We start from the raw sequence: 21,396 nt of genomic DNA, 5'->3' as shown, positions 1-21,396 counted from the left end.
GACGCTGTTCTGGCGTGTGCGGCCAGCGTGGCCGGGCGGGTGGCCTGCTAGAGTCGGCAGACAACAACTATAGAGGTGCGTGCATGAAGATTCTGGTCACCGGCGCCAGCGGGTTCATCGGCGGGCGTTTCGCCCGTTTCGCCCTGGAGCAGGGCCTGGCGGTGCGCGTCAACGGCCGCCGCGCCCAGGCCCTGGAGCCGCTGGTGCGGCGGGGCGCGGAGTTCATGCCGGGCGACCTGGCGGACGCGGCCCTGGTGCGGCGCCTGTGCGATGGCGTGGATGCCGTGGTGCACTGCGCCGGCGCGGTGGGCGTGTGGGGCCCCTACGAACACTTCCACCAGGCCAACGTGGTGATGACCGAGAGCGTGGTCGAGGCCTGCCTGAGGCAGGGCGTGCGGCGCCTGGTGCACCTGTCCTCGCCGTCGATCTACTTCGATGGCCGCGCCCACGTCGGCCTGAACGAGGACCAGGTGCCGACGCGCTTCGCCAACCACTACGGCGCCACCAAGTACCAGTCGGAAAAGGTCGCCCTGGGCGCCGCCGAGTTCGGCCTGGAGGTCCTGGCGCTGCGCCCGCGCTTCGTCACCGGCGCCGGCGACACCAGCATCTTCCCGCGGATGATCGCGGCGCAGCGCAAGGGCAAGCTGAAGATCATCGGCAAGGGCCTGAACAAGGTCGACTTCACCAGCGTGCAGAACCTCAACGACGCCCTGTTCAGCGCGCTGCTGGTCACCGGCACGGCGCTCGGCCAGGCCTACAACATCAGCAACGGCCAGCCGGTGCCGCTGTGGGACGTGGTCAACTACGTGATGCGCCGCCTCGACCTGCCGCCGGTGACCGCGCACATGCCCTATCCCCTGGCCTGGTCGCTGGCGGCGCTGAACGAGGGCCTGTGCTACCTGCGTCCGGGCCGCCCCGAGCCGGTGCTCACGCGCATGGGCATGGCGGTGCTGGCCAAGGACTTCAGCCTGGATATCGGCCGCGCCCGCCAGTTCCTCGGCTACGAGCCGCGCGCCAGCCTGTGGGACGCGGTGGACGAGTTCTGCGACTGGTGGAAGGCCAGCGGCCTCTGAGGCCGCCGTCGCGGCTTTCATCGCTTTCGTAGGATGGGTGGAGCGCAGCGAAACCCATCGCCCGGGATATTGCTGCGCTCGACCCCGGCGTCACCCGCGCAACGGTCCCGAGTAATGCCGTTGCCCGGATTCGCTGGGCAGGAAGCTCGGCTCCTGCACCACCCGCGGCAGGCGCACGCCGCTCAGTTCGCTGAGGCGCTGGCCCAGCTCGCGGGTGCCCTCGCGGCTGGAGCCCTCGCAGGCGTGCAGCATGAGCGCGATGGCGTCGGCTTGCTGGAACTGGATGTCCAGCGCCTGTTCCTCGCGCAGACGGCGGCGCAGTTCGCGCATGCAATCCAGGATGGCCTTGTTGAATTCGATCACCCAACTCCCTCCCCCGCAGTGGGCGCCAGGGCGGCGCCGGTGCGGAGGCGGAGCAAGGCATATGCCATACTGTCTCCTCGCCACTATTTCCGCGGCCTGGAGGGAACCCCGGCCGCGCCGGCGTGGTCTCTGCCAGGGCCGGCGCGCGCCGCCGCGGTGCGCCGCGCCCCCCGATGGCGCGCTGTCCAAGGTCCCGGCGCGAACGGATATACTGCGCCCTGCGCAGGCGCCATGCCGCTTTCCCTCCACAGGTTTCCTTCATGCGTAACGACAGTTTCGACGACTTCGACGATGTGCCCAGCCTGACCACCGACGCCGCCGACCGCGACGAGTTCGGCCACCATCCGCGCCGCGTCTACGAGCCCGACGGCAAGCGCCTGGCACCCCAGCCCAAGGGCGGCGCCAGCACCGGCCCGCTGTGGGCGCTGGTCGCGGCCATGGCCATCGCCCTGGGCGCCGTGGCCTGGTGGAGCCACCAGCAACTGGCGCTGATGGAGCAGCAACTGATCGCCACCCAGGAAAGCTTCGCCAAGATCAGCGAGGAAGCCGCCGGCCGCCTCGACGACATCCGCGGCAAGTTCGTCCAGAACGAATCCTCCGTCACCAGCGAGCGCGAGCAGCTCAAGCTGCAGGTCAAGCAACTGCAGGGTCGGCTAGTCGACCAGGCGCGCCAGCAGCAGGATTCGCTGTCGCAGATCGACGGCCAGCAGGCCAAGCGCCTCGACCATCTGGGCAACGAACTCAAGGCCCAGCAGGACAGCGCCGCGCAACTGATCGCCCAGCTCGACGGCAAGATCAAGTCGCTGGCCGACGAACAGGCCAAGGTGAAGAGCCTGCAGGGCGACCTGGCCAGCGCCAACGCGCAGATCCAGAACCTGAGCGCCGACATCGCGGCGCTGAAGAAGCGCGGTGACCAGAGCCAGTCGATCAAGAGCATCCAGGACGACCTGCTGATCCTGCGCAGCGAAGTCGAGGGCAAGCAGGGCCAGCAGGGCGGCAGCACCGCCGAGTTCGACGCCTTCCGCGCCCAGGTCACGCGCAACATCAATGCGCTGCAGGCGCAGGTGCAGAACCTCCAGCAGCAGTTGACCAACCGTTGAGCATCCGTGTAGGAGCGGGCCCTGCCCGCGATTCGCGCGCAGGGCGCGCTCCTACATAGCTTCTGAACGGTATTCACTGGTGGCTTTCGTGCTTTGGGTTGGCTCCGTTCCCTCTCCCTAACCCTCGGCTGCGCGCCCCGCCCTGAAGGGAGAGGGGACTGTCCGTGCCAACGGGCATATCGGCGCTCACCGGCAACACCGTGGTAGCAATGAGCACTGGGATTACGCTTCACGCCGTACGGCTCCCTCTCCCTTCAGGGAGAGGGCTGGGGAGAGGGGCTCTTGGCTCTTGGCTCTTCGCATACGAAAAGCGCCACGCCACAAACGAAAAAGGGCGCCTCCAGGAGGCGCCCTTTTCTTCATGCCCAGCCCTTACAGCCGCGGGTAGTCCAGGTAGCCGACCGGGCCCTTGGCGTAGAAGGTCTCCGGATGCGCTTCGTTCAGCGGTGCGTCCTTGGCCAGGCGCTCCACCAGGTCCGGGTTGGCGATGTAGGGGACGCCGAAGGCCACCGCGTCGGCCTTGCCGCTGGCCAGCCATTCGTTGGCGCTGGCCTTGGTGAAGCGCTCGTTGGCGATGTACGGGCCGCCGAAGATTTCCTTCAGTTTCGGGCCGATGCTGTCCGGGCCTTCCTTCTCGCGGGTGCAGATGAAGGCGATGCCGCGCTTGCCCAGCTCGCGGGCCACGTAGCCGAAGGTGGCCAGCGGGTCGGCATCGCCCATGTCGTGGGAGTCCATGCGCGGCGCCAGGTGCACGCCGACGCGGCCGGCGCCCCAGACTTCGATGGCGGCGTCGGTGACTTCCAGCAGCAGGCGCGCGCGGTTCTCGATGGAGCCGCCGTAGCGGTCGCTACGCTGGTTGGTGCTGCTCTGCAGGAACTGGTCGAGCAGGTAGCCGTTGGCGCCGTGGATCTCCACGCCGTCGAAGCCGGCGGCCTTGGCGTTCTCGGCGCCCTGGCGGTAGGCCTCGACGATGTCGGCGATCTCCTCGGTCTCCAGGGCGCGCGGGGTGACGTATTCCTTCAGCGGGCGCACCAGGCTGACGTGGCCGGCCGGCTTGATGGCGCTGGGCGCCACCGGCGTCTCGCCGTTCAGGTACAGCGGGTCGGAGATGCGGCCCACGTGCCACAGCTGCAGGAAGATGCGCCCGCCGTTGGCGTGCACGGCCTTGGTCACGTTGCTCCAGCCGCGCACCTGGTCGTCGGACCAGATGCCGGGGGTGTCCGGGTAGCCGACGCCCATGGGCGTCACCGAGGTGGCTTCGCTGAGGATCAGGCCGGCGTCGGCGCGCTGGGTGTAGTACTCGGCCATCAGCGCGTTGGGCACGCGGCCCTCGTCCGCGCGGCAGCGGGTCAGCGGGGCCATGATGATGCGGTTCGGCAGTTGCAGGTCGCCGAGGGTGATGGGGTCGAAGAGCGTGGTCATTGCTGCGGTGCTCCGTTACGGGGTTGATCCGGGGTTCGGTCGAGGACGGGTTGCGTCTGGTTGGGCCTGCCGCTGAAGGCGATCATCACCGCGATCAGCGCCAGCACTGCGAGCAGGGCGCCGGCCAGGGGCACGCGGGTCAGGCCCAGGCCGTGGTCGATGACGCTGCCGCCGACCCAGGCGCCGACGGCGTTGCCGACGTTGAAGGCGCCGATGTTCAGGGTGGCGACCAGGTTGGGCGCGCCCTGGCCGACGCGCACCACGTTGACCTGCAGGGCCGGCACGGCGGCGAAGGCGGCCGCGGCCCAGAGGAACAGGGTGATCTCGGCCGGCAGCAGCGAATGGCTGGTCCAGCTCAGCGCCGCGGAGACCACCGCCATGGTGGCGAAGACCCCCGCCAGGGTGGTGCCCAGGCGCCAGTCGGCGAGGCGGCCGCCGAGGATGTTGCCGAGGGTCAGGCCCAGGCCGATCAGCACCAGGGTCCAGGTCACGCCGCGCGGCGACACCTGGGTGACCTCGCCCAGCAGCGGGGCGACGTAGGTGAACAGGGCGAACACCGCGGCGGAGAACAGCACGGTGGTGCCCAGCGCCAGCCACAGCTGGCCGCTGCGCAGGGCCGCGGCTTCCTGGCGCATGTCCACGGCTTCCTCGTCATGCCCGGCGGGCAGGATGCGCCACAGGCCGATCAGCGCGAACACGCCGATGACGGTCACCACCCAGAAGGTCGAGCGCCAGCCGGCGGCCTGGCCGAGGGCGGTGCCCAGCGGCACGCCGAGCACGTTGGCGAGGGTCAGCCCGGTGAACATCAGGGCCACGGCGGAGGCCTTGCGGTTGGCCGGCACCAGGCCGGCGGCGACCACCGAGCCGATGCCGAAGAAGGCGCCATGGCAGAGCGCGGTGACGATCCGCGCCAGCATCAGCATGCCGTAGCTGGCGGCCACCGCGCAGAGGAAGTTGCCGAGGATGAAGATGCCCATGAGCATCAGCAGCGCGCGCTTGCGCGGCAGCCTGGCGGTGAGCAGCGCCATGATGGGCGCGCCCACGGCCACGCCGAAGGCATAGCCGCTGACCAGCCAGCCGGCGCTGGGGATGGAGACGGCGAGGTCGCCGGCGACGTCCGGCAGCAAGCCCATGATGACGAATTCCGTGGTGCCGATGGCGAACGCGGACAAGGCGAGGACGAGAAGCGGAAGGGGCATGCGCCTGCTCCTGGAAAAGGGTGGGATGTTCTAGGCAGTTCGCTGCGGCTACAGCGCTTCGCTCAGGTGGCGAACAAAGGCCGCGATGGTTTCTTCATTGCGTTTGAAGAAGTGCCACTGGCCGATTTTCCGACTGGTCACCAACCCGGCGCGCTGGAGGGTGGCCAGATGCGCCGAGACGGTGGATTGCGACAACCCGGTGCGCTGGTCGAACTTCCCGGCGCAGACGCCGATGGCGAAAGGCTGGTGCTCCTGCTCGTCGAAATAGCGCTCCGGGTCCTTCAGCCAATGCAGCATGTCACGCCGCACGGGGTGGGCCAGGGCCTTGAAGATTTCGTCGAGGTTCAGTGCTTCGCTCATCGCTGCCTTTGTGTGTATCGCTTGGGAACGAACTATATATCGATGAAAAGCGATATGAATTCGTTTGGGCCGATAATGATGATCGATGGGGTTGATAGTAGGCGGCCGCGGGGCTGGCGCCATTGGCCCGGCCAACTGTCGCCCGCGGCCGGGCGAGGCGGTCGATGGCTGGATAGGCTTGTCGGACGGCAACCACGGGAGGGGGAAAATGGGAGCGCGCATTTGCGAATGGACCGGGCGGCGATGGCCGAAGGCTTCGGTATGATCCTGCACGTGTTCTGCGAGCTTCTGCTGTTCGCCGCTTGCCTGTGGGCTGCACTGGGCAGCCTGCGGCGGCGCCAGGGCTGGGCCGTGCCGGGGTTCGCGCTGTTCGGCCTGGCGGCATTGCTGGGAGCCTTGGAGTATGCCGGGCTGGATGCGCTGGCGCCGTTGCACCAGCAGGCATCGGACATCGCCGGGCGCTTGGGGCTGTTACTGATCGCCCTGGGCGGTGTGGGCGGTTGGGGGCTGAACCTGGCGGTGGCCGGGCTCTGCACCGTCATGTCGCTGCTGCCGGACGGCCCGTCGCTGGCGGTCAACCTGCTGGCGCTGCTGGCCATCGTCCGCCGCGGACGTTCGCGGCGCTGGCCGCTGGCGCTCGCCGGGGCCGTGCTGTTCGCCGCGGCGGGACTGCTGGTGGGAACGCGCGGCGAATGGTCCGGCGTGGCCCGCGTGGACATCTTCCACCTGGTGCTGGCGCTGGCGGTCTGGTGCTGGGGCAGGGCCGAGCTGGGCAGCCGGGGGCAGGACTGGCGCGAGGCCGGGGTTTCTCGCGGGCATTAAAAAAGCCAGCTTGTGGCCGGCTCTTCAGGGGGTGGCCCGTCCTTACTTCTGGTAAGCCGCGACCGCCTTTGAATTCTGTGGACGCGGCTCTGGCGCCGGCGTCGTGGGCGCGCACTTTAGCAAATTCGGCCGGGCTTGCCTAATGGCATTTCCGCCAGGGCGCCGTCATTGCGACGGGCGTGCCTTTCGCGCACAGAAAAAAGCCCCGCGCGGGGCGGGGCTTCTTCGCGGCGGGTCACCCCGCGACCATCACTTGGCCTGGAAGGCGGCGACGGCCTTGGTGATGTAGGAGCGGGCCTCTTCGGCGTTGCCCCAACCTTCGACCTTGACCCACTTGCCCTTCTCGAGGTCCTTGTAGTTCTCGAAGAAGTGCTTGATCTGCTCCAGCAGCAGGGCCGGCAGGTCGGTGTATTCCTTCACGTCGTGGTACAGCACGCTCAGCTTGTCGTGCGGCACGGCGATCAGCTTGGCGTCGCCGCCGGCTTCGTCGCTCATGTTCAGCACGCCGACCGGACGGGCGCGGATCACCGAACCCGGGGCCACCGGGTAGGGGGTCACGACCAGCACGTCCAGGGGGTCGCCGTCGTCGGCCAGGGTGTTGGGGATGAAGCCGTAGTTGGCCGGGTAGAACATCGGGGTGGCCATGAAACGGTCGACGAACAGGCAGTCGGTGTCCTTGTCGATCTCGTACTTGATCGGCGCGTGGTTGGCCGGGATCTCGATGGCGACGTAGATGTCGTTCGGCAGGTCTTTGCCAGCCGGGATGCTGCTGTAGCTCATGGACGACTCCAAGGGGGTTGGTCGGGCCGAAAAAGTGCGGCGGATTATAGGCAGATTGCCGTGGCCAAGCCACAGACATCGCTCAGTGCGCCGGAGTTTCCTGATAGTCGGGGTGCTCGCGCTGCAACCGCTGCAGGCGCGCAAGCGGATCTTGCCGGTAGAACAGCGCCAGTTGCTCGTAGACCTTCGGATAGGCCTGGTGCAGCAGGTCGGGGGCGGTGAAGAAGTATTCGCTGGTGACGGCGAAGAATTCCGCCGGGTTTTCCGCGGCGTAGGGGTCGATGGCGGTGTGCGCGCCGGGATGGCGGTCGAGCTTGCGGTTCATTTCGTCGTAGGCCGATTTCATGGCCGCCGACCAGTCGCTGATGCGCATGTCGCGGTGCAGCGGCGGCAGGCCGTTGGCGTCGCCGTCGAGCATGTCCAGCTTGTGCGCCAGTTCGTGGATCACCAGGTTGTAGGCGTCCCAGCCGCCGCCGTTCTCCACCCCGGGCCAGGCCAGCACCACCGGGCCCTGCAGCGAGGTCTCGCCGCTGCGTTCGTCGTCGAACTCGTGGATCACCCCGGCCGGGTCGCGGTGCTTCTGCGGGCTGAGGAAGTCGTCCGGGTAGAGCACCAGTTCGTGGAAGCCGCCGTACCAGTTCAGCTCCGGCAGGTGCAGCAGCGGCAGCTGGGCCTGGGCCGCCAGCAGCAGGCAGCGGAAGTCGTCCAGCTCGACGCCGGGCAGGGCGGTCAGGTGCTTGTCGCGCAGGAACAGCAGCGCCCGCTCGCCGAGCAGGCGCAGCTCCTCTTCGCCCAGGCCGTCGAGGATCGGCAGGCGCCGCAGCACCTCGGCCCACAGCTGCGCGTCCAGCGGGTGGCGGGCGAGGAAGCGCCGGCGGCGCCAGGCGCTGAACGACCACATCGCGGTATCAGCGCTCCGAGGCCTGCGGCTTGGTGGGGCGCACCAGCTTGTGGCGGACCACGCCGATCAGCATGGGCACCAGGGAGAAGGCGATGATGGCGATGATCATCACCGACAGGTTCTGCTTGATGAAGGGCACGTTGCCGAAGAAGTAGCCCAGGGTGACCAGGCCGCCGACCCAGGCGACGCTGCCGGCGACGCTGAAGAACAGGAAGCGCAGGTAGGGCATGTAGGCCATGCCGGCGACGAAGGGCGCGAAGGTGCGCACGATCGGCAGGAAGCGCGCGAGGGTCACGGTCTTGCCGCCGTGGCGTTCGTAGAAGGCGTGGGTCTGGTCCAGGTAGTCGCGGCGGAACACCTTGGAGTCCGGGTTGCTGAACAGCCGTTTGCCCAGGGTGCGGCCGATCACGTAGTTGGTGCTGTCGCCGCTGATGGCCGCGAACAGCAGCAGGCCGCCGAGCAGCCACGGGTCCATGCCGCCGGTGGCGCAGATGGCGCCGGCGATGAACAGCAGGGAGTCGCCGGGGAGGAAGGGCGTTACCACCAGGCCGGTTTCGCAGAAGATCACCAGGAACAGGATGGCGTAGATCCAGGCTCCGTAGTTGCTGACCAGCAGCGAGAGATAGGTGTCGAGGTGCAGGACGAGGTCGATCGGGTTGAAATCCATGAAGAGCCTTGAGAACCGCGTGGTGAACTGCCGAGCCCGGCATTATAGGCGCCCCCGTGTTGCAGTGGGGGGCGCTTTGTCGCGGGCCTCTGCCCAGGACAGGTTGCAGGATATTACACGTCGGCATGAAGGCTGCAGTCCCGCAGTGGAAATCCCTGTCGGAACCTCGCCCCATGTCCCTGCATCCCGCCCATTCGCCCCTGCCCGGTGTCGCCCTTGGCGCCGGGCCCGACCTGCCGGCCCAGGCCGCGCGGGTGCGCGCCGAGTGGCTGGGCGGGCGCCAGGGGCGGCCGGCGGTGTTCATGCTGGGGATGCTCTGGGGGCGCGGCTGCCCCAATCTGGTGCGGGAGCTGGAGGTGCAGCTGGATGCGCTCTTCGCCGATTTCGCCTGCGCCCCCGAAACCTGGTCCGAGGCCCAGGCCGTGCGCCAGGTGCTGGCGTCGCTGAACATGCTGAACTTCCGCCGCGCCCGGGCTGGCCGGCCGGGCGCCGAACTGGCCGCGGGGGTGCTGCTGGTCCAGGGTGGGCAGGCGCATTTCCTGCGCTGTGGAAACATCGGCCTGCTGCGTTACCGCGCGGGTGAGCTGCAGGGCCTGCCCGGCCGCGAGGATGGCAGCCTGGGCGGCCAGGCCGAGTTGCCGCTCACCCAGCACAACCTGCCGCTGCAGGCGGGCGAGGCCTTGCTGATGGCGCCGCAGCCGCTGCTCGAGGTGATCGATCGGCGGCCGCTGCTGGAGGGGCTTGGGCGGCCCGCCGAGGTCGAGCTGCCGGTGCTGCTGGAGCCGCTCCTGCAGGCACCGGGAGCCGCCGCGCTGGTGCTGCCGGAGCGCCTGGTGGCGCAGCCGGGCCTGCCGGTGCCCGCCGGCTGGCCGGCGCCGCCGGTGCTGCGGCCGGGAATAGCGCTGGAGGGCTGGCGGCTGCTGGAAGCCTGCCCCTACGGGCCCGAGGGGCGGCTGTTCCGCGTGCGCCACGAGGACGGCCGCGAGGCCTGGCTGCTGGCAGCTGCACAGGCCGCCGACCAGGCCTTCTGGCTGCGCGAATGGGCGTTGCGTGGCTGCAAGGTGGCGAGCCTGCCCGACGTGCTGTCGCCCCGCGCGCCGCGCCAGCATGCCTACCAGCTGTTCGCCTTGCCGGCGGGGCGCTGGCGCAGCCTGGCGGATTGGCGCGGTGCCTGGCGCAAGCCGGCGCCTGCGGAACTGCTGGGCCTGCTGCGGCAACTGGTTCAGGCCCTGCGGGCGCTGCAGCGGCGCGGCATGCAGGGGCTGTGGATTTCCCCCAGGCAGATCGTGGTGGACGACCGCGGGCACCTGCTGCTATTGCCGGAGCTGGCCGCGACAGTGCCGGGCTGCCCGCGCCAGGCGCTGCCGGCCGATGTGTTGCCGCTGGCGCCGGAACTGCGCGCGGGCGGCGCCCTGGACAGCCGCGCCGAGCAGTTCGTGGTGGCTGCCTACGCCTACTGGCTGGCCAGCGGGCGCTGGCCCGAGCCGGCACTGCCGGAGGCGGGGACGGCGGTGCGCTATCAACCCCTGGCGGACCTCGGGGTGGCCGTGCCGCCCGGCTGGGATGGCTGCCTGGCGCGGGCCCTGGCGCCGGAGCCGGAGAACCGCTTCGAGGCGCTGTCGGAACTGGTCCAGGCCCTGGAGGCCGGGTTAGCGCAGGCTCGCCTGCCAGTCCAGAGTTGGCGCCGCTGGGCGGTTGTCGGCGCCTTCGCGGGCGTGGTCGTGGCCGCCAGCGCCTGGTGCCTGCTCGGCTAGCGGGTGTTCGGCCACGGCGCGGATGCCCTGGGCCGTTTCCAGGTGGGCGTCGGCGATCAGCTGCTGCAGGCGCCCGCTCTGGCGCAGCGTGCGCAGGCCGCGGTCGAGGTTGGCGGCCAGCGCCTCGCCGCCGGTGCGGGCCTTGGGAATCAGCACGTAGAGGGGCTTGATCTCCAGCGGCGGCTCGATGAATTCCAGCTGTTCGCGCAGCGCCGGGGCATTGCGCGCCAGCAGGTGGTAGCCGGTGTAGCGGTCCACCACCGCCAGGTCGAGGCGCCCGCGCAGGAGCTTTTCCAGGTTCTGCCAGTCGTTGTTGACCACTTCCTTGGTGAGGAAGTCGGCGTTGTCGAAGTCGGCCTGGTTGACGTAGCCGCGCACCACGCCGATGCGGTAGGGGCGCAGGCTGTTCAGGTCGCCGGCGCGGTAGGCGATGGCGTGGTCGCGGCGGTGGAAGAAGCCCAGCTGCGAATCCAGCAGCGGCATCGAGGTGTAGAAGTCGCGGCTGCGGTCGGCCGACAGGTAGGCCGGCATCAGGGCGTCGTAGCGGCCTTCGCGGGTTTCGTTGAGGGCCCGTTGCCAGGGCAGGAACACCCGTTCGGCGCGGTCGCCGTTGAGCGCCAGGGCCTCGTCGAGGATGCGGCTGGCCAGGCCCTGGCCGGGCAGGTCGGCGCCGACGTAGGGCTCCCAGTCGAGGGTGGCCACGCGCAAGGTATCGGCCTGGACGGTGCCCAGGCCGAAGAGCAGGAGCAGGGAGAAGTGACGCAGTAGACGCTGGGGAATGCCCATGGAGCCCCTTAGCCGCCGAACGCCGGGCGGCACGTGCGATGCTTCACTGTAATGCTGGCTTTACGCTATTGCCAGCGTGATGCGCCCCCGGCTTAGACCAGATCGTCGCTGATCGGGAGGATATAGTTCTTGAACTCGGTGTCCTCGCGGAAGCCGATGGACTCGTAGACCTTCTGCGCCACCTCGTTGTTGGTGCTGGTGGACACGCGCATGCGCACGGCGTTGGTTTCCCGCGCCATCTGCCGGGCGTGCTGCAGCAGGTGGTCGGCCACCAGCTGGCGGCGGGCGTCCTCGGCGACGTAGATGTCGTTGAGGATCCACACGCGCTTGAGCGACAGCGAGGAGAAGCTCGGGTAGAGCTGGCAGAAGCCCAGCAGCTTGTCGTCGCTGTCGTCCGGCAGCGCCAGGTAGATCACCGACTCCTTGCGCTTGAGGCGCTTTTCCAGGAATTTCCGCGAGGATTCGGGGTAGGGCAGCATCCCGTAGAACTCACGGTACTTGACGAACAGCGGGGCGAGCAGGTCGAGGTGATCGAGGGTGGCTTGCACGATGCGCATGGGCGGATCTCTGCGTTCGGTGAATGGGCTGCTGTCACGATGCAGGTGCTGTGCCAGCACAACACTGCCCTGGATGCTGCACCAGAAATCGTTGAAAGCGCAATCCAAGCGAGCGTTTGATCGAGAGCGGCGCCTTAGGGTTCCAGGGAGGCATGGACGTAGGAGCGGGCTCTGCCCGCGAATCGCGCGCAGGGCGCGCTCCTACAGATGGGACAGCGGTGGTGGGGTAGGAGGACTTCGTCCGCGATTGGATTGACCGGCCACGCCGGATGCCCCGGTGGCCCGGCCCACGGCGGATAACCGCGAACGGTTATTCGCCCTACGGTTCCAGTCAGTCCCTCTCCCGGAGGCTCAGCGCCCGGCCAGCAGGAAGTTGGCCCCCGGCCCTTGCCCCTCCAGCGTCGGCAGTTCCGCCTCGTCCTTCAGGTTCACCCCCGAGAGCTGGCGGCGGCAGGCTTCGCGCATCAGGTACAGCAGGCGGTGCGCGGCCATGCCGTAGCTCAGGCCTTCCAGGCGGACGTTGGAGATGCAGTTGCGGTAGGCGTCGTTCAGGCCCACCTTCGGCGCCCAGGTGAAGTACAGGCCGAGGCTGTCCGGCGAGCTGAGGCCGGGGCGTTCGCCGATGAGGATGACCACCATCTTCGCCCGCAGTAGCTCGCCGACCTCGTCCGCCACCGCCACGCGGCCCTGTTGCACCAGGGCAACCGGCGACAGGCTCCAGTTCTCGGCCGCGGCCATGTCCTCCAGGCGTTCCAGGAAGGGCAGGGCGTGGCGCTGCACGGCCAGGGCGGAGAGGCCGTCGGCCACCGCCACGGCCAGGTCGTAGCCCGCCGGGTTGGCCTCGGCGTGGCGGCGCAGCAGCGCTGCCGAGTCTTCATCCAGGCGGCGGCCCAGGTCCGGGCGCTGCAGGTAGGTGTGGCGGTCGGGGGCGGCGCTGTGCAGCAGCAGGCTTTCGCGCCCGCGTTCGGCCAGGGCGGCGCTCAGGCCGGCGTGGTCGAAGCTCAGGTGCACGGCGTCGCGGGCCTGGGCGTGGGCGAACTGGAAGTCCAGTTGCGCGCGGGTCGGCAGGCTGGTGCCGGCGCGGCCCAGGGCGATGCGCGCGGGGGTCAGGCGGCGCAGTTCCTGCCAGGGGTTGGGGGTGGCCTCTTCGCTCATCCGCGCTTCCTCAGCTCAGTTGCGCCAGGGCCGGGCGGAACGCCGGCGGCAGTTGTTCGGCCAGGCGCACCCGGCCGTCGCGTTGTTGCAGGATGTGCATGCGCTCCAGCCATTGCTCGAACTCCGGCGCCGGACGCAGGCCCAGGGCCTGGCGGGCGTAGAGGGCGTCGTGGAAGGAGGTGGTCTGGTAGTTGAGCATCACGTCGTCGGAGCCGGGGATGCCCATGATGAAGTTGATGCCGGCCACGCCCAGCAGCGTCAGCAGCATGTCCATGTCGTCCTGGTCGGCCTCGGCATGGTTGGTGTAGCAGATGTCGCAGCCCATGGGCACGCCCAGCAGCTTGCCGCAGAAGTGGTCTTCCAGGCCGGCGCGGATGATCTGCTTGCCGTTGTACAGGTATTCCGGGCCGATGAAGCCGACCACGGTGTTCACCAGGAACGGCTTGAAGTGCCGCGCCACGGCATAGGCGCGGGCCTCGCAGGTCTGCTGGTCGACGCCGTGGTGGGCGTTGGCCGAGAGGGCGCTGCCCTGGCCGGTCTCGAAGTACATGAGGTTGTCGCCCAGCGTTCCACGCTTGAGCGACAGGCCCGCCTCGTAGCCTTCCTGCAGCACCGCCAGGCTCACGCCGAAGCTGGCGTTGGCCGCCTCGGTGCCGGCGATGGACTGGAACACCAGGTCCAGCGGCGCGCCGCGGTTGATCGCCTCGATGGAGCTGGTGACGTGGGTCAGCACGCAGGACTGGGTGGGAATCTCGTAGCGCTGGATGATGGCGTCGAGCATCTCCAGCAGGGTGCAGATGGAGTGCAGGCTGTCGGTGGCCGGGTTGATCCCGAGCATGGCGTCGCCGTTGCCGTAGAGCAGGCCGTCGAGGACGCTGGCGGCGATGCCGGCGGGGTCGTCGGTCGGGTGGTTGGGCTGCAGCCGGGTGGACAGCCGGCCGCGCAGGCCCTGGGTGTTGCGGAAGCGGGTGACCACGCGGATCTTCTGCGCCACTAGCACCAGGTCCTGCACGCGCATGATCTTCGACACCGCCGCCGCCATTTCCGGCGTCAGCCCCGGGGCCAGGGCGCGCAGGCTGGCTTCGTCGGCGGCATCGCCGAGCAGCCAGTCGCGGAAGTCGCCCACCGTCAGGTGGCTGACCGGGGCGAAGGCGGCGCGGTCGTGGCCGTCGATGATCAGGCGGGTGACCTCGTCGCTTTCGTAGGGGACCAGCGCCTCGTCGAGGAAGCGCTTGAGCGGCGCCTCGGCCAGGGCCATCTGCGCGGCCACGCGCTCGGCGTCGCTGGCCGCGGCGATGCCCGCCAGGCAGTCGCCGGAGCGCGCCGGGCTGGCCTTGGCCATCAGCTGCCTGAGGCTGTCGAAGCGCCAGGTCTGGCCACCGACGCTGTGGGCGTATCCGGGCATGGGAACTCCTTGTGCTCAACGGCGCCGGACCTCGCGGCCCGGCGCGGGTGGATCAGCCTTCGCTGGCGAAGCTCGCCGGCACGCCACGGCGCGCGGCGATGACCAGGTTGCAGCCGATGTAGCCGGCCAGCATCAGCGCCAGGAATACCATGGCGATCACCTGGTTGTACCACAGCATGGCCGCCAGGCAGACCAGCGCCAGGCCCAGGGCGATGCCCGGCACCACCGGGTAGCCGGGGGCGCGGAAGCTGCGCTCCAGGTGCGGCTCGCTGCGGCGCAGTTTGAACAGGCTGAGCATGCTCATGATGTACATGACGATGGCGCCGAATACGCTCATGGTGATCATCGCCGCGGTCAATGTCATGCCCTGCAGGCTGATCAGGTTGTCGCTGAAGATTGCCGCGATGCCCACCACGCCGCCGGCGAGGATGGCCCGGTGCGGGGTCTGGAAGCGCGACAGCTTCGCCAGCCCTGCGGGCAGGAAGCCGGCGCGGGCGAGGGCGAAGAACTGCCGCGAGTAGCCGAGGATGATGCCGTGGAAGCTGGCCACCAGGCCGAACAGGCCGATCCACACCAGCATGTGCATCCAGGTGGAGTCGTTGCCGACCACCGCCTTCATGGCCTGCGGCAGCGGGTCGTTGATGTTCGACAGTGCGCGCCAGTCGCCAACGCCGCCGGCGAAGATCATCACGCCGATGGCCAGGGTCACCAGGGTCAGGATGCCGGCGATGTAGGCGCGTGGGATGGTGCGTTTCGGGTCCTTGGCCTCCTCGGCGGCCATGGCCGCACCCTCGATGGCGAGGAAGAACCAGATGGCGAAGGGGATCGCCGCGAAGATGCCGCCGATGGCCGCGCTGCTGAAGGTGCTGGAGCCAGCCCAGCCGTTGAGCACGAAGTTGCTGAAGCTGAAGCCCGGCGCCACCACGCCCATGAACACCAGCAGCTCGGCCACGGCCAGCACGGTGACCACCAGTTCGAAGGTGGCGGCGATGCTCACGCCGAGGATGTTCAGCGTCATGAAGATGGCGTAGGCGCCGGTGGCCGCCCATTTCGGGTCCAGCGCCGGGAACTGCACGTTGAGGTAGGCGCCGATGGCCATGGCGATGGCCGGCGGGGCGAAGACGAACTCGATCAGGGTGGCGATGCCGGCGATGCTCGCGCCGGTCTTGCCGAAGGCCCGCAGGCTATAGGCGAAGGGCCCGCCGGCGTGGGGGATGGCGGTGGTCAGCTCGGTGTAGCTGAAGATGAAGCAGGTGTACATCAGGGCCACCATCAGGGTGGTGACCAGGAAGCCCAGGGTGCCGGCGGTGCCCCAGCCGTAGCTCCAGCCGAAGTATTCGCCGGAAATCACCAGGCCCACGGCCAGGCCCCAGAGGTGCAAGGTTCCCAGCGTCGGTTTTAGTTGTGATGCGCTCATTGTGGACTCCTCTGCCCCTGGGGGCGTGGATGGGTTGCCTGGCTTCGATGGTAGCGACGCAGGTCGTCCAGGACTTGACCCTGGAGCCCGGCGTGCGGCCTCTGCGGTCAACTTGCAACAGGGTGTTACCCATCGCCCCAGGATGGCGCGGGGCCTGCACGGGAATGACGCAAGTCTTCGAGGAAAACACCCCGGGGATGGGGGCTGGCGGGCCCTGGAGGCGAGGCACGGTAATTGCTTCGTCGTTTTGTCGAATAAGTGATCAATAACGAGCGTGCCCATGAACCCGTCCCTGTTCTCCAGCGCAGTCGCCATGCCCTCGGCGAGCAACCTCGGCGTGCTGTCCGCCGCCGCCAGCGGACTGGATGGCTTCATCACTGCCCAGGGCGGCGACATCGACCGCGTCTTCGGCCGCGCCGGCATCGACCCCGAACGCCTGCGCCACCCCACGCTGAGCCTGGCCCTGACCAACTACTGCCAGGTGCTGGAGGAGGCCGCGCGGCAGTCCGGCTGCGACAACTTCGGCCTGCGCTACGGGCAGCAGTTCCAGCCCCGTGCCCTCGGCCTGCTGGGCTACGTCGGGCTGTGCTCGGAAACCCTGGAGGACGCCCTGCGCAACTTCGCCTCGGCCTTCCCCTTCCACCAGCACAGCACGCTGATCCGCCTGGTGGACTGCGGCGAGTGCTACCGCTTCGACTACCAGGTGCAGCACGGCGCCATCCTCGACCGCCGGCAGGATGCCGAATTGACCATGGGCATGGCGCTGAACCTGCTGCGCCACGCCCTGGGCCAGGACTGGACGCCGCGCGCGGTGGGCTTCGAGCACGCCCGCCCGGAGGACTGGCAGGAGCACGCGCGGGTCTTCGGCGCGCCGGTGCACTTCCAGCGCGGCTGCAATTCGCTGCTGGTGCCCAAGGCCGACATCAAGGGCCGGCTGATGCCCGAGCGCGACGCCAACCTGCTGTTCCTGGTGCAGGACGTGATCCGCCGCCTCGGCGAGCAGAGCCGTGGGCCGGACCTGCTGGAAGACGCCGGCACCCAGATCCGCCTGGCCCTGAGCGAGGGCGAGCCGGTGTTGGAACTGATCGCCGAGCGCCTGGAACTGACCACCGCCGGCCTGCAACGGCGCCTGCGCGAGGCCGGGCTGAGCTTCAGCCAACTGGTGGAGAACACCCGCCGCGAACTGGCGGTGCACTACCTGCGCCAGCGCCAGCGGCCGATCTCCGAACTGGCGCCGCTGCTGGGCTACTCCGAGACCAGCGCCTTCTCCCGCGCCTTCCGCCGCTGGTTCGGGGTGAGCCCGCGGCAGTGGCGCAGTCATGGGGACTGATCCGGGCGCATGACCGTTCGCGGTTATACGCCGATACACCTGCCCCCGCGCTCCTGAGCCGCTCATGTATCTGTAGGAGCGGATCTCATCCGCGAAACGCGCCGGAGTGTCCGGCTATCGCGGACAAGGTCCTACGCTGCGCCGGCCATGGAGTTTCACTGTAGGAGCACGCCCTGCGTGCGAATCGCGGGCAGGGCCCGCTCCTACAGGTTGAGGCCGAATATCCGGCTCATTCCGAACGGTTATTCGCCCTGCTTTTCCGAGGCCTGAAAAAAAGCGCGGCCCGAAGGCCGCGCAGGAAGAGAGTCGGAAGCCCGGGTGGATCAGAAGAAGCCCAGCGGGTTGATGTCGTAGCTGACCAGCAGGTTCTTGGTCTGCTGGTAGTGGTCGAGCATCATCTTGTGGGTCTCGCGGCCCACGCCGGATTTCTTGTAGCCACCGAAGGCGGCGTGCGCCGGGTACAGGTGGTAGCAGTTGGTCCACACGCGGCCGGCCTTGATGCCGCGGCCCATGCGGTAGGCGCGGTTGATGTCGCGGGTCCAGACGCCGGCGCCCAGGCCGTATTCGGTGTCGTTGGCGATGGCCAGGGCCTCGGCTTCGTCCTTGAAGGTGGTGACGCCCACCACCGGGCCGAAGATTTCCTCCTGGAACACGCGCATCTTGTTGTTGCCCTTGAGCAGCGTCGGCTGGATGTAGTAGCCGGTGGCCAGGCTGCCTTCGAGTTTCTCCACCGCGCCGCCGGTCAGCACCTCGGCGCCTTCCTTCTGGGCGATGTCGAGGTAGGAGAGGATCTTGTCGAACTGCTGCTGCGAGGCCTGGGCGCCGACCATGGTGTCGGTGTCCAGCGGGTCGCCGCGCTTGATCGCCTTGACCTTCTTCATCACCACTTCCATGAACTGCGGGTAGATGGATTCCTGCACCAGGGCGCGGGACGGGCAGGTGCACACCTCGCCCTGGTTGAAGAAGGCCAGCACCAGGCCCTCGGCGGCCTTCTCGATGAAGGACGGCTCGGCCTGCATGATGTCTTCGAAGTAGATGTTCGGGCTCTTGCCGCCCAGTTCCACGGTGGACGGGATGATGTTCTTCGCCGCGCACTCGAGGATGTGCGAGCCCACCGGGGTGGAGCCGGTGAAGGCGATCTTGGCGATGCGCTTGCTGGTGGCCAGCGCCTCGCCGGCTTCCTTGCCGAAGCCCTGGACGACGTTGAGCACGCCCGGCGGCAGCAGGTCGCCGATGATCTCCATCAGCACGCAGATGCCCAGCGGCGTCTGCTCGGCCGGCTTGAGCACCACGCAGTTGCCGGCGGCCAGGGCCGGGGCCAGCTTCCAGGCGGCCATCAGCAGCGGGAAGTTCCACGGGATGATCTGCCCGACCACGCCCAGCGGCTCGTGGATGTGGTAGGCCACGGTGGTGTCGTTGATCTCGGCGGCGGAGCCTTCCTGGGCGCGGATGCAGCCGGCGAAGTAGCGGAAATGGTCGGCGGCCAGGGGGATGTCGGCGTTGAGCGTCTCGCGCACGGCCTTGCCGTTGTCCCAGGTTTCGGTGACGGCCAGCACTTCCAGGTTCTGTTCGATGCGGTCGGCGATCTTCAGCAGGATGTTCGAACGCTCCTGCACCGAGGTGCGGCCCCAGGCGTCGGCCGCGGCGTGGGCGGCATCCAGGGCCTTGTCGATGTCGGCGGCGTCGGAGCGGGGGAACTCGGCGATCGGCTGGCCGTTCACCGGCGAGGTGTTGACGAAGTACTGGCCATTGACCGGGGGTACGAACTCGCCACCGATGTAGTTGCCGTAGCGGGACTTGAAGGAAACGACAGCACCTTGGCTACCGGGTTGGGCGTAACGCATGGTGGATCTCCTGGCTCTTGTGCTTGTTGGGGAGGACGCGTTTGTGGTCTGACAAGCGTAGAGCAAGGGCCGGGCCATGCCAGCGCGAACCGCGTGGTTGCTGGGCCGGTGGTCGGCTGGCGGGCAGCCGCCGACGGGCGGTGTGGCAACGGCGGTACAGGCCGGGGTGACAGTTTGTAGCGCATCCGGCACAGCGGCTGACCGGCAGGTCACCGGGGCATTGCATTGCGCGGCGCACTGGACGATGCTGCGGGGACGGTCGCCCCGGGACTGCCTGCCGTCCCTTCCGTGGAGAACCATAACAATGAGTGCGAACGCCATGAGTCGCCACGCCCGCCAGGTCATGACAGTGGCCCGCGGGCAGCAACCGGCCAGCGGCCCCGCCGCCGATCCGTCCATCGCCCGTTCCTGGCTGCGCTGCCTGGAGGAATACCACCTCGACCCGGCGCAGACCCTGCCGCCCACGGTGCTGGAGCACCGGCGCATGCTGGAGCGCCGCGAGGGCCTGCAGCAGGTGCTGGAGATCGCCAGCGGCGAGATGACCAGCCTGCGCCAGCAGCTCGCCGGCGCCGGCCACGCGGTGCTGCTCACCGACGCCCGCGGGGTGATCCTCAACCGCGTCTGCGACGAGGCCGAGCGCGCCACCTTCGAACACGCCGGGCTGTGGCTGGGCGCCGACTGGAGCGAGGCGCGCGAGGGCACCAACGGCATCGGCACCTGCCTGGTCGAGCGCCAGGCCCTGACCATCCACCGCGACGAACATTTCCGCAGCCTGCACACTGGCCTGACCTGCTCGGCGAGCCCGGTGTTCGACCCCCACGGCGAACTGCTGGCGGTGCTCGACGTGTCCTCGGCGCGCCGCGACCTGTCGCGGCAGAGCCAGTTCCACACCATGGCGCTGGTCAACCTCTCGGCGAAGATGATCGAGAGCTGCTACTTCCTGCGCCGCTTCGAAGGCCAGTGGCTGCTGCGCTTCCACCTGCAGGCCGAGTACGTCGGGTTGTTCAGCGAGGGCCTGGTGGCCTTCGACGGCGCCGGGCGCATCCTCGCCGCCAACCAGGGCGCGCTGAACCTGCTGGACCGCCCGCGCGACGGCCTGCTCGGCCGCTGCGTGGAGGACTGCTTCGACATCCGCCTGGACGACCTGCTCGGCCGCGCCAGCACCCAGGCCGGCCTCAGCTGGCCGCTGCGCAGCCATGCCGGGCGCCAGTTCCACGCCCAGTTGCGTGGCGAGCCACGGCCGCTGGTGGTGCCCGCGGCGTGCCCGGCGCCGGCCGCCCCGGGGCTGTGCCTGGGCGACGAGCGCCTGGCCGCGGACTTCCGCCGCGCCCTCAAGGTCTACGCCCACGACGTGCCGCTGCTGCTGCACGGCGAGACCGGCTCGGGCAAGGAGGCCTTCGCCAAGGCCGTGCACCAGTCCGGCGAGCGCGCCGGCAAGGCCTTCGTCGCGCTGAACTGCGCGGCCATCCCGGAGAGCCTGATCGAGAGCGAGCTGTTCGGCTACCGCGGCGGCAGCTTCACCGGCGCGCGCAAGGAAGGCATGCGCGGCAAGCTGCTGCAGGCCGACGGCGGCACCCTGTTCCTCGACGAGATCGGCGACATGCCCCTGGCCCTGCAGACGCGCCTGCTGCGCGTGCTGGAAGAGCGCCAGGTGGTGCCCCTGGGCGACGGCGTGGCGCAACCGGTGGACCTGCGCCTGATCAGCGCCACCCACCGCAACCTGGATGAACTGGTGGCCGCCGGCAGCTTCCGCGAGGACCTCTACTACCGCCTCAACGGCCTGGTGCTGCAACTGCCGGCCCTGCGCGAGCGCGAGGACAGGCCGCAGTTGCTGGCGCAACTGCTCGCCGAGGAATCCCGGGGCCGGCCCATCGTGCTCGACGAGGACGTGCGCCAGGCGCTGCTCGACCACCCCTGGCCGGGCAACGTGCGCCAGCTGCGCAACGTGCTGCGCACCCTGGTGGCGCTCAGCGAAGGCGGCCGCGTGCACCTGGCCGACCTGCCGGTGGACATCCGCCGCGCCGCGCAGCCCAGACCCGCGCCCGAAGCGGAGGCGCCCGCCGACAGCCTGCTCGACGCCGAGCGCGGCGCCCTGCTGGCGGTGCTGGAGGCGCAGCGCTGGCACATGAGCCGCACCGCGCAGCAACTGGGCATCAGCCGCAATACCCTGTACCGCAAGTTGCGCCGCCACGGCCTGAGCCGCTCCGTGCCGTAGGGCGTACAACCGTTCGCGGTTGTACGCCGTTTGACCTTGGCCCCAGGCGGCTCCGGGTTCGGCCTTGGCTTTGGCTGCGGCTGTGTAGATGGATGGCTTCAGGTTCAACCTTGGCTTTGGACGAGGGTTGGGTGTATCGGCGGATAACCGCGAACGGTTATTCGCCCTACGCCGGGCCTACCGCCAGCGTGCGCGGAACCCCCGGCGAATGGCGCCGTCTGATGCATCCAGCCACCCCGCCGGCAC

19 protein-coding genes are annotated in these 21,396 nt (G+C 69.1%); 6 read left to right on the top strand and 13 right to left on the bottom strand.

Going from position 1 to position 21,396, the window contains the following annotated elements; genetic code table 11:
- Positions 1-83: 83 nt before the first annotated feature.
- Positions 84-1,073 carry an NAD-dependent epimerase/dehydratase family protein gene (locus VV867_RS23160; protein ID WP_275628678.1) on the top strand — a complete coding sequence of 330 codons (990 nt, stop codon included), beginning with the start codon at positions 84-86 and terminating at the stop codon, positions 1,071-1,073.
- A 90-nt stretch (positions 1,074-1,163) separates the two neighbouring features.
- Here VV867_RS23160 and VV867_RS23155 read toward each other — a convergent pair whose 3' ends face one another.
- Positions 1,164-1,433, bottom strand: coding sequence for a hypothetical protein (locus tag VV867_RS23155; RefSeq protein ID WP_244160886.1), 270 nt, complete (start codon positions 1,431-1,433; stop codon positions 1,164-1,166).
- Positions 1,434-1,696: 263 nt separating this feature from the next.
- Between VV867_RS23155 and VV867_RS23150 the strand changes: the two genes are divergently transcribed.
- Positions 1,697-2,536: an ATPase gene (locus tag VV867_RS23150; RefSeq protein ID WP_109936757.1), complete on the top strand. Its 840-nt coding sequence runs from the start codon at positions 1,697-1,699 to the stop codon at positions 2,534-2,536.
- A gap of 372 nt (positions 2,537-2,908) precedes the next feature.
- On the opposite strand, the gene VV867_RS23145 is transcribed toward VV867_RS23150, so the two are convergent.
- From VV867_RS23145 to VV867_RS23135, 3 genes are read right to left on the bottom strand one after another with little or no spacing between them, the layout of a single operon-like run.
- The gene (locus tag VV867_RS23145; RefSeq protein ID WP_328567656.1) at positions 2,909-3,958 is read right to left on the bottom strand and encodes an alkene reductase; all 1,050 of its coding nucleotides are present in this window, start codon (positions 3,956-3,958) and stop codon (positions 2,909-2,911) included.
- Positions 3,955-5,157, bottom strand: coding sequence for an MFS transporter (locus tag VV867_RS23140; protein WP_109936759.1), 1,203 nt, complete (start codon positions 5,155-5,157; stop codon positions 3,955-3,957). The genes VV867_RS23145 and VV867_RS23140 overlap by 4 nt, the downstream gene beginning before the upstream one ends.
- Positions 5,158-5,205: 48 nt before the next feature.
- Entirely contained in the window at positions 5,206-5,517 is a 312-nt protein-coding gene (locus VV867_RS23135; RefSeq protein WP_089389696.1) for an ArsR/SmtB family transcription factor, read from the bottom strand.
- 228 nt (positions 5,518-5,745) lie between these two features.
- Between VV867_RS23135 and VV867_RS23130 the strand changes: the two genes are divergently transcribed.
- On the top strand, positions 5,746-6,339 hold the full coding sequence (locus tag VV867_RS23130; protein WP_328567665.1) for a hypothetical protein: 594 nt from the start codon (positions 5,746-5,748) through the stop codon (positions 6,337-6,339).
- A 249-nt stretch (positions 6,340-6,588) separates the two neighbouring features.
- Here VV867_RS23130 and ppa read toward each other — a convergent pair whose 3' ends face one another.
- The 3 genes from ppa to VV867_RS23115 form a co-directional block, all read right to left on the bottom strand.
- A complete protein-coding gene (gene ppa, locus VV867_RS23125) occupies positions 6,589-7,119 on the bottom strand; it encodes an inorganic diphosphatase (RefSeq protein WP_009615962.1) in 531 nt (176 codons plus the stop codon).
- Positions 7,120-7,201: 82 nt separating this feature from the next.
- The gene (locus tag VV867_RS23120; protein ID WP_109936760.1) at positions 7,202-8,020 is read right to left on the bottom strand and encodes a zinc-dependent peptidase; all 819 of its coding nucleotides are present in this window, start codon (positions 8,018-8,020) and stop codon (positions 7,202-7,204) included.
- A gap of 7 nt (positions 8,021-8,027) precedes the next feature.
- Positions 8,028-8,687, bottom strand: coding sequence for a DedA family protein (locus VV867_RS23115; protein ID WP_275628683.1), 660 nt, complete (start codon positions 8,685-8,687; stop codon positions 8,028-8,030).
- 173 nt (positions 8,688-8,860) lie between these two features.
- On the opposite strand from VV867_RS23115, the gene VV867_RS23110 reads away from it, so the two are divergent.
- A complete protein-coding gene (locus VV867_RS23110; protein ID WP_328567655.1) occupies positions 8,861-10,441 on the top strand; it encodes a protein kinase in 1,581 nt (526 codons plus the stop codon).
- Here the strand turns inward: VV867_RS23110 and VV867_RS23105 are convergent.
- From VV867_RS23105 to eat, 5 genes are all read right to left on the bottom strand, one after another.
- Positions 10,337-11,227, bottom strand: a complete 891-nt coding sequence (locus tag VV867_RS23105; RefSeq protein ID WP_328567654.1) for a substrate-binding periplasmic protein — start codon at positions 11,225-11,227, stop codon at positions 10,337-10,339. The two genes, VV867_RS23110 and VV867_RS23105, sit on opposite strands and share 105 nt — an antisense overlap.
- Positions 11,228-11,319: 92 nt before the next feature.
- Positions 11,320-11,784, bottom strand: coding sequence for a GNAT family N-acetyltransferase (locus VV867_RS23100; RefSeq protein WP_009615966.1), 465 nt, complete (start codon positions 11,782-11,784; stop codon positions 11,320-11,322).
- A gap of 351 nt (positions 11,785-12,135) precedes the next feature.
- A complete protein-coding gene (eutC, locus tag VV867_RS23095) occupies positions 12,136-12,939 on the bottom strand; it encodes an ethanolamine ammonia-lyase subunit EutC (protein ID WP_328567653.1) in 804 nt (267 codons plus the stop codon).
- A 10-nt stretch (positions 12,940-12,949) separates the two neighbouring features.
- The gene (locus VV867_RS23090; RefSeq protein ID WP_328567652.1) at positions 12,950-14,344 is read right to left on the bottom strand and encodes an ethanolamine ammonia-lyase subunit EutB; all 1,395 of its coding nucleotides are present in this window, start codon (positions 14,342-14,344) and stop codon (positions 12,950-12,952) included.
- Positions 14,345-14,396: 52 nt separating this feature from the next.
- Positions 14,397-15,761, bottom strand: a complete 1,365-nt coding sequence (gene eat, locus VV867_RS23085; protein ID WP_328567651.1) for an ethanolamine permease — start codon at positions 15,759-15,761, stop codon at positions 14,397-14,399.
- A 280-nt stretch (positions 15,762-16,041) separates the two neighbouring features.
- On the opposite strand from eat, the gene qhpR reads away from it, so the two are divergent.
- Complete coding sequence (qhpR, locus tag VV867_RS23080; protein ID WP_328567650.1) at positions 16,042-17,091, top strand: AraC-like transcriptional regulator QhpR; 1,050 nt, start codon at positions 16,042-16,044, stop codon at positions 17,089-17,091.
- A 323-nt stretch (positions 17,092-17,414) separates the two neighbouring features.
- Here the strand turns inward: qhpR and exaC are convergent, their stop codons facing one another.
- Positions 17,415-18,935 carry an acetaldehyde dehydrogenase ExaC gene (gene exaC, locus VV867_RS23075; RefSeq protein WP_109936770.1) on the bottom strand — a complete coding sequence of 507 codons (1,521 nt, stop codon included), beginning with the start codon at positions 18,933-18,935 and terminating at the stop codon, positions 17,415-17,417.
- 304 nt (positions 18,936-19,239) lie between these two features.
- Here exaC and VV867_RS23070 point away from each other — a divergent pair, with 304 nt between their 5' ends.
- Complete coding sequence (locus VV867_RS23070; protein WP_328567649.1) at positions 19,240-21,150, top strand: sigma-54-dependent Fis family transcriptional regulator; 1,911 nt, start codon at positions 19,240-19,242, stop codon at positions 21,148-21,150.
- Positions 21,151-21,396 lie beyond the last annotated feature (246 nt).

It is taken from the genome of Pseudomonas sp. JH-2 (assembly GCF_036231725.1).
Lineage (GTDB): Bacteria > Pseudomonadota > Gammaproteobacteria > Pseudomonadales > Pseudomonadaceae > Pseudomonas > Pseudomonas delhiensis.
The sequence above is the reverse complement of the archived record's forward strand: the minus strand, read 5'-3'. Positions and strand labels throughout refer to the sequence as shown.

What these genes read in the sequence shown, in the direction of transcription:
- VV867_RS23160 (WP_275628678.1), top strand. Translation starts at nt 84, where the DNA reads ATGAAGATTCTGGTCACCGGCGCCAGCGGGTTCATCGGCGGGCGTTTC.
- VV867_RS23150 (WP_109936757.1), top strand. Translation starts at nt 1,697, where the DNA reads ATGCGTAACGACAGTTTCGACGACTTCGACGATGTGCCCAGCCTGACC.
- VV867_RS23145 (WP_328567656.1), bottom strand. Translation starts at nt 3,958, where the DNA reads ATGACCACGCTCTTCGACCCCATCACCCTCGGCGACCTGCAACTGCCG.
- VV867_RS23140 (WP_109936759.1), bottom strand. Translation starts at nt 5,157, where the DNA reads ATGCCCCTTCCGCTTCTCGTCCTCGCCTTGTCCGCGTTCGCCATCGGC.
- VV867_RS23135 (WP_089389696.1), bottom strand. Translation starts at nt 5,517, where the DNA reads ATGAGCGAAGCACTGAACCTCGACGAAATCTTCAAGGCCCTGGCCCAC.
- VV867_RS23130 (WP_328567665.1), top strand. Translation starts at nt 5,746, where the DNA reads ATGGACCGGGCGGCGATGGCCGAAGGCTTCGGTATGATCCTGCACGTG.
- ppa (WP_009615962.1), bottom strand. Translation starts at nt 7,119, where the DNA reads ATGAGCTACAGCAGCATCCCGGCTGGCAAAGACCTGCCGAACGACATC.
- VV867_RS23120 (WP_109936760.1), bottom strand. Translation starts at nt 8,020, where the DNA reads ATGTGGTCGTTCAGCGCCTGGCGCCGCCGGCGCTTCCTCGCCCGCCAC.
- VV867_RS23115 (WP_275628683.1), bottom strand. Translation starts at nt 8,687, where the DNA reads ATGGATTTCAACCCGATCGACCTCGTCCTGCACCTCGACACCTATCTC.
- VV867_RS23110 (WP_328567655.1), top strand. Translation starts at nt 8,861, where the DNA reads ATGTCCCTGCATCCCGCCCATTCGCCCCTGCCCGGTGTCGCCCTTGGC.
- VV867_RS23105 (WP_328567654.1), bottom strand. Translation starts at nt 11,227, where the DNA reads ATGGGCATTCCCCAGCGTCTACTGCGTCACTTCTCCCTGCTCCTGCTC.
- VV867_RS23100 (WP_009615966.1), bottom strand. Translation starts at nt 11,784, where the DNA reads ATGCGCATCGTGCAAGCCACCCTCGATCACCTCGACCTGCTCGCCCCG.
- eutC (WP_328567653.1), bottom strand. Translation starts at nt 12,939, where the DNA reads ATGAGCGAAGAGGCCACCCCCAACCCCTGGCAGGAACTGCGCCGCCTG.
- VV867_RS23090 (WP_328567652.1), bottom strand. Translation starts at nt 14,344, where the DNA reads ATGCCCGGATACGCCCACAGCGTCGGTGGCCAGACCTGGCGCTTCGAC.
- eat (WP_328567651.1), bottom strand. Translation starts at nt 15,761, where the DNA reads ATGAGCGCATCACAACTAAAACCGACGCTGGGAACCTTGCACCTCTGG.
- qhpR (WP_328567650.1), top strand. Translation starts at nt 16,042, where the DNA reads ATGAACCCGTCCCTGTTCTCCAGCGCAGTCGCCATGCCCTCGGCGAGC.
- exaC (WP_109936770.1), bottom strand. Translation starts at nt 18,935, where the DNA reads ATGCGTTACGCCCAACCCGGTAGCCAAGGTGCTGTCGTTTCCTTCAAG.
- VV867_RS23070 (WP_328567649.1), top strand. Translation starts at nt 19,240, where the DNA reads ATGAGTGCGAACGCCATGAGTCGCCACGCCCGCCAGGTCATGACAGTG.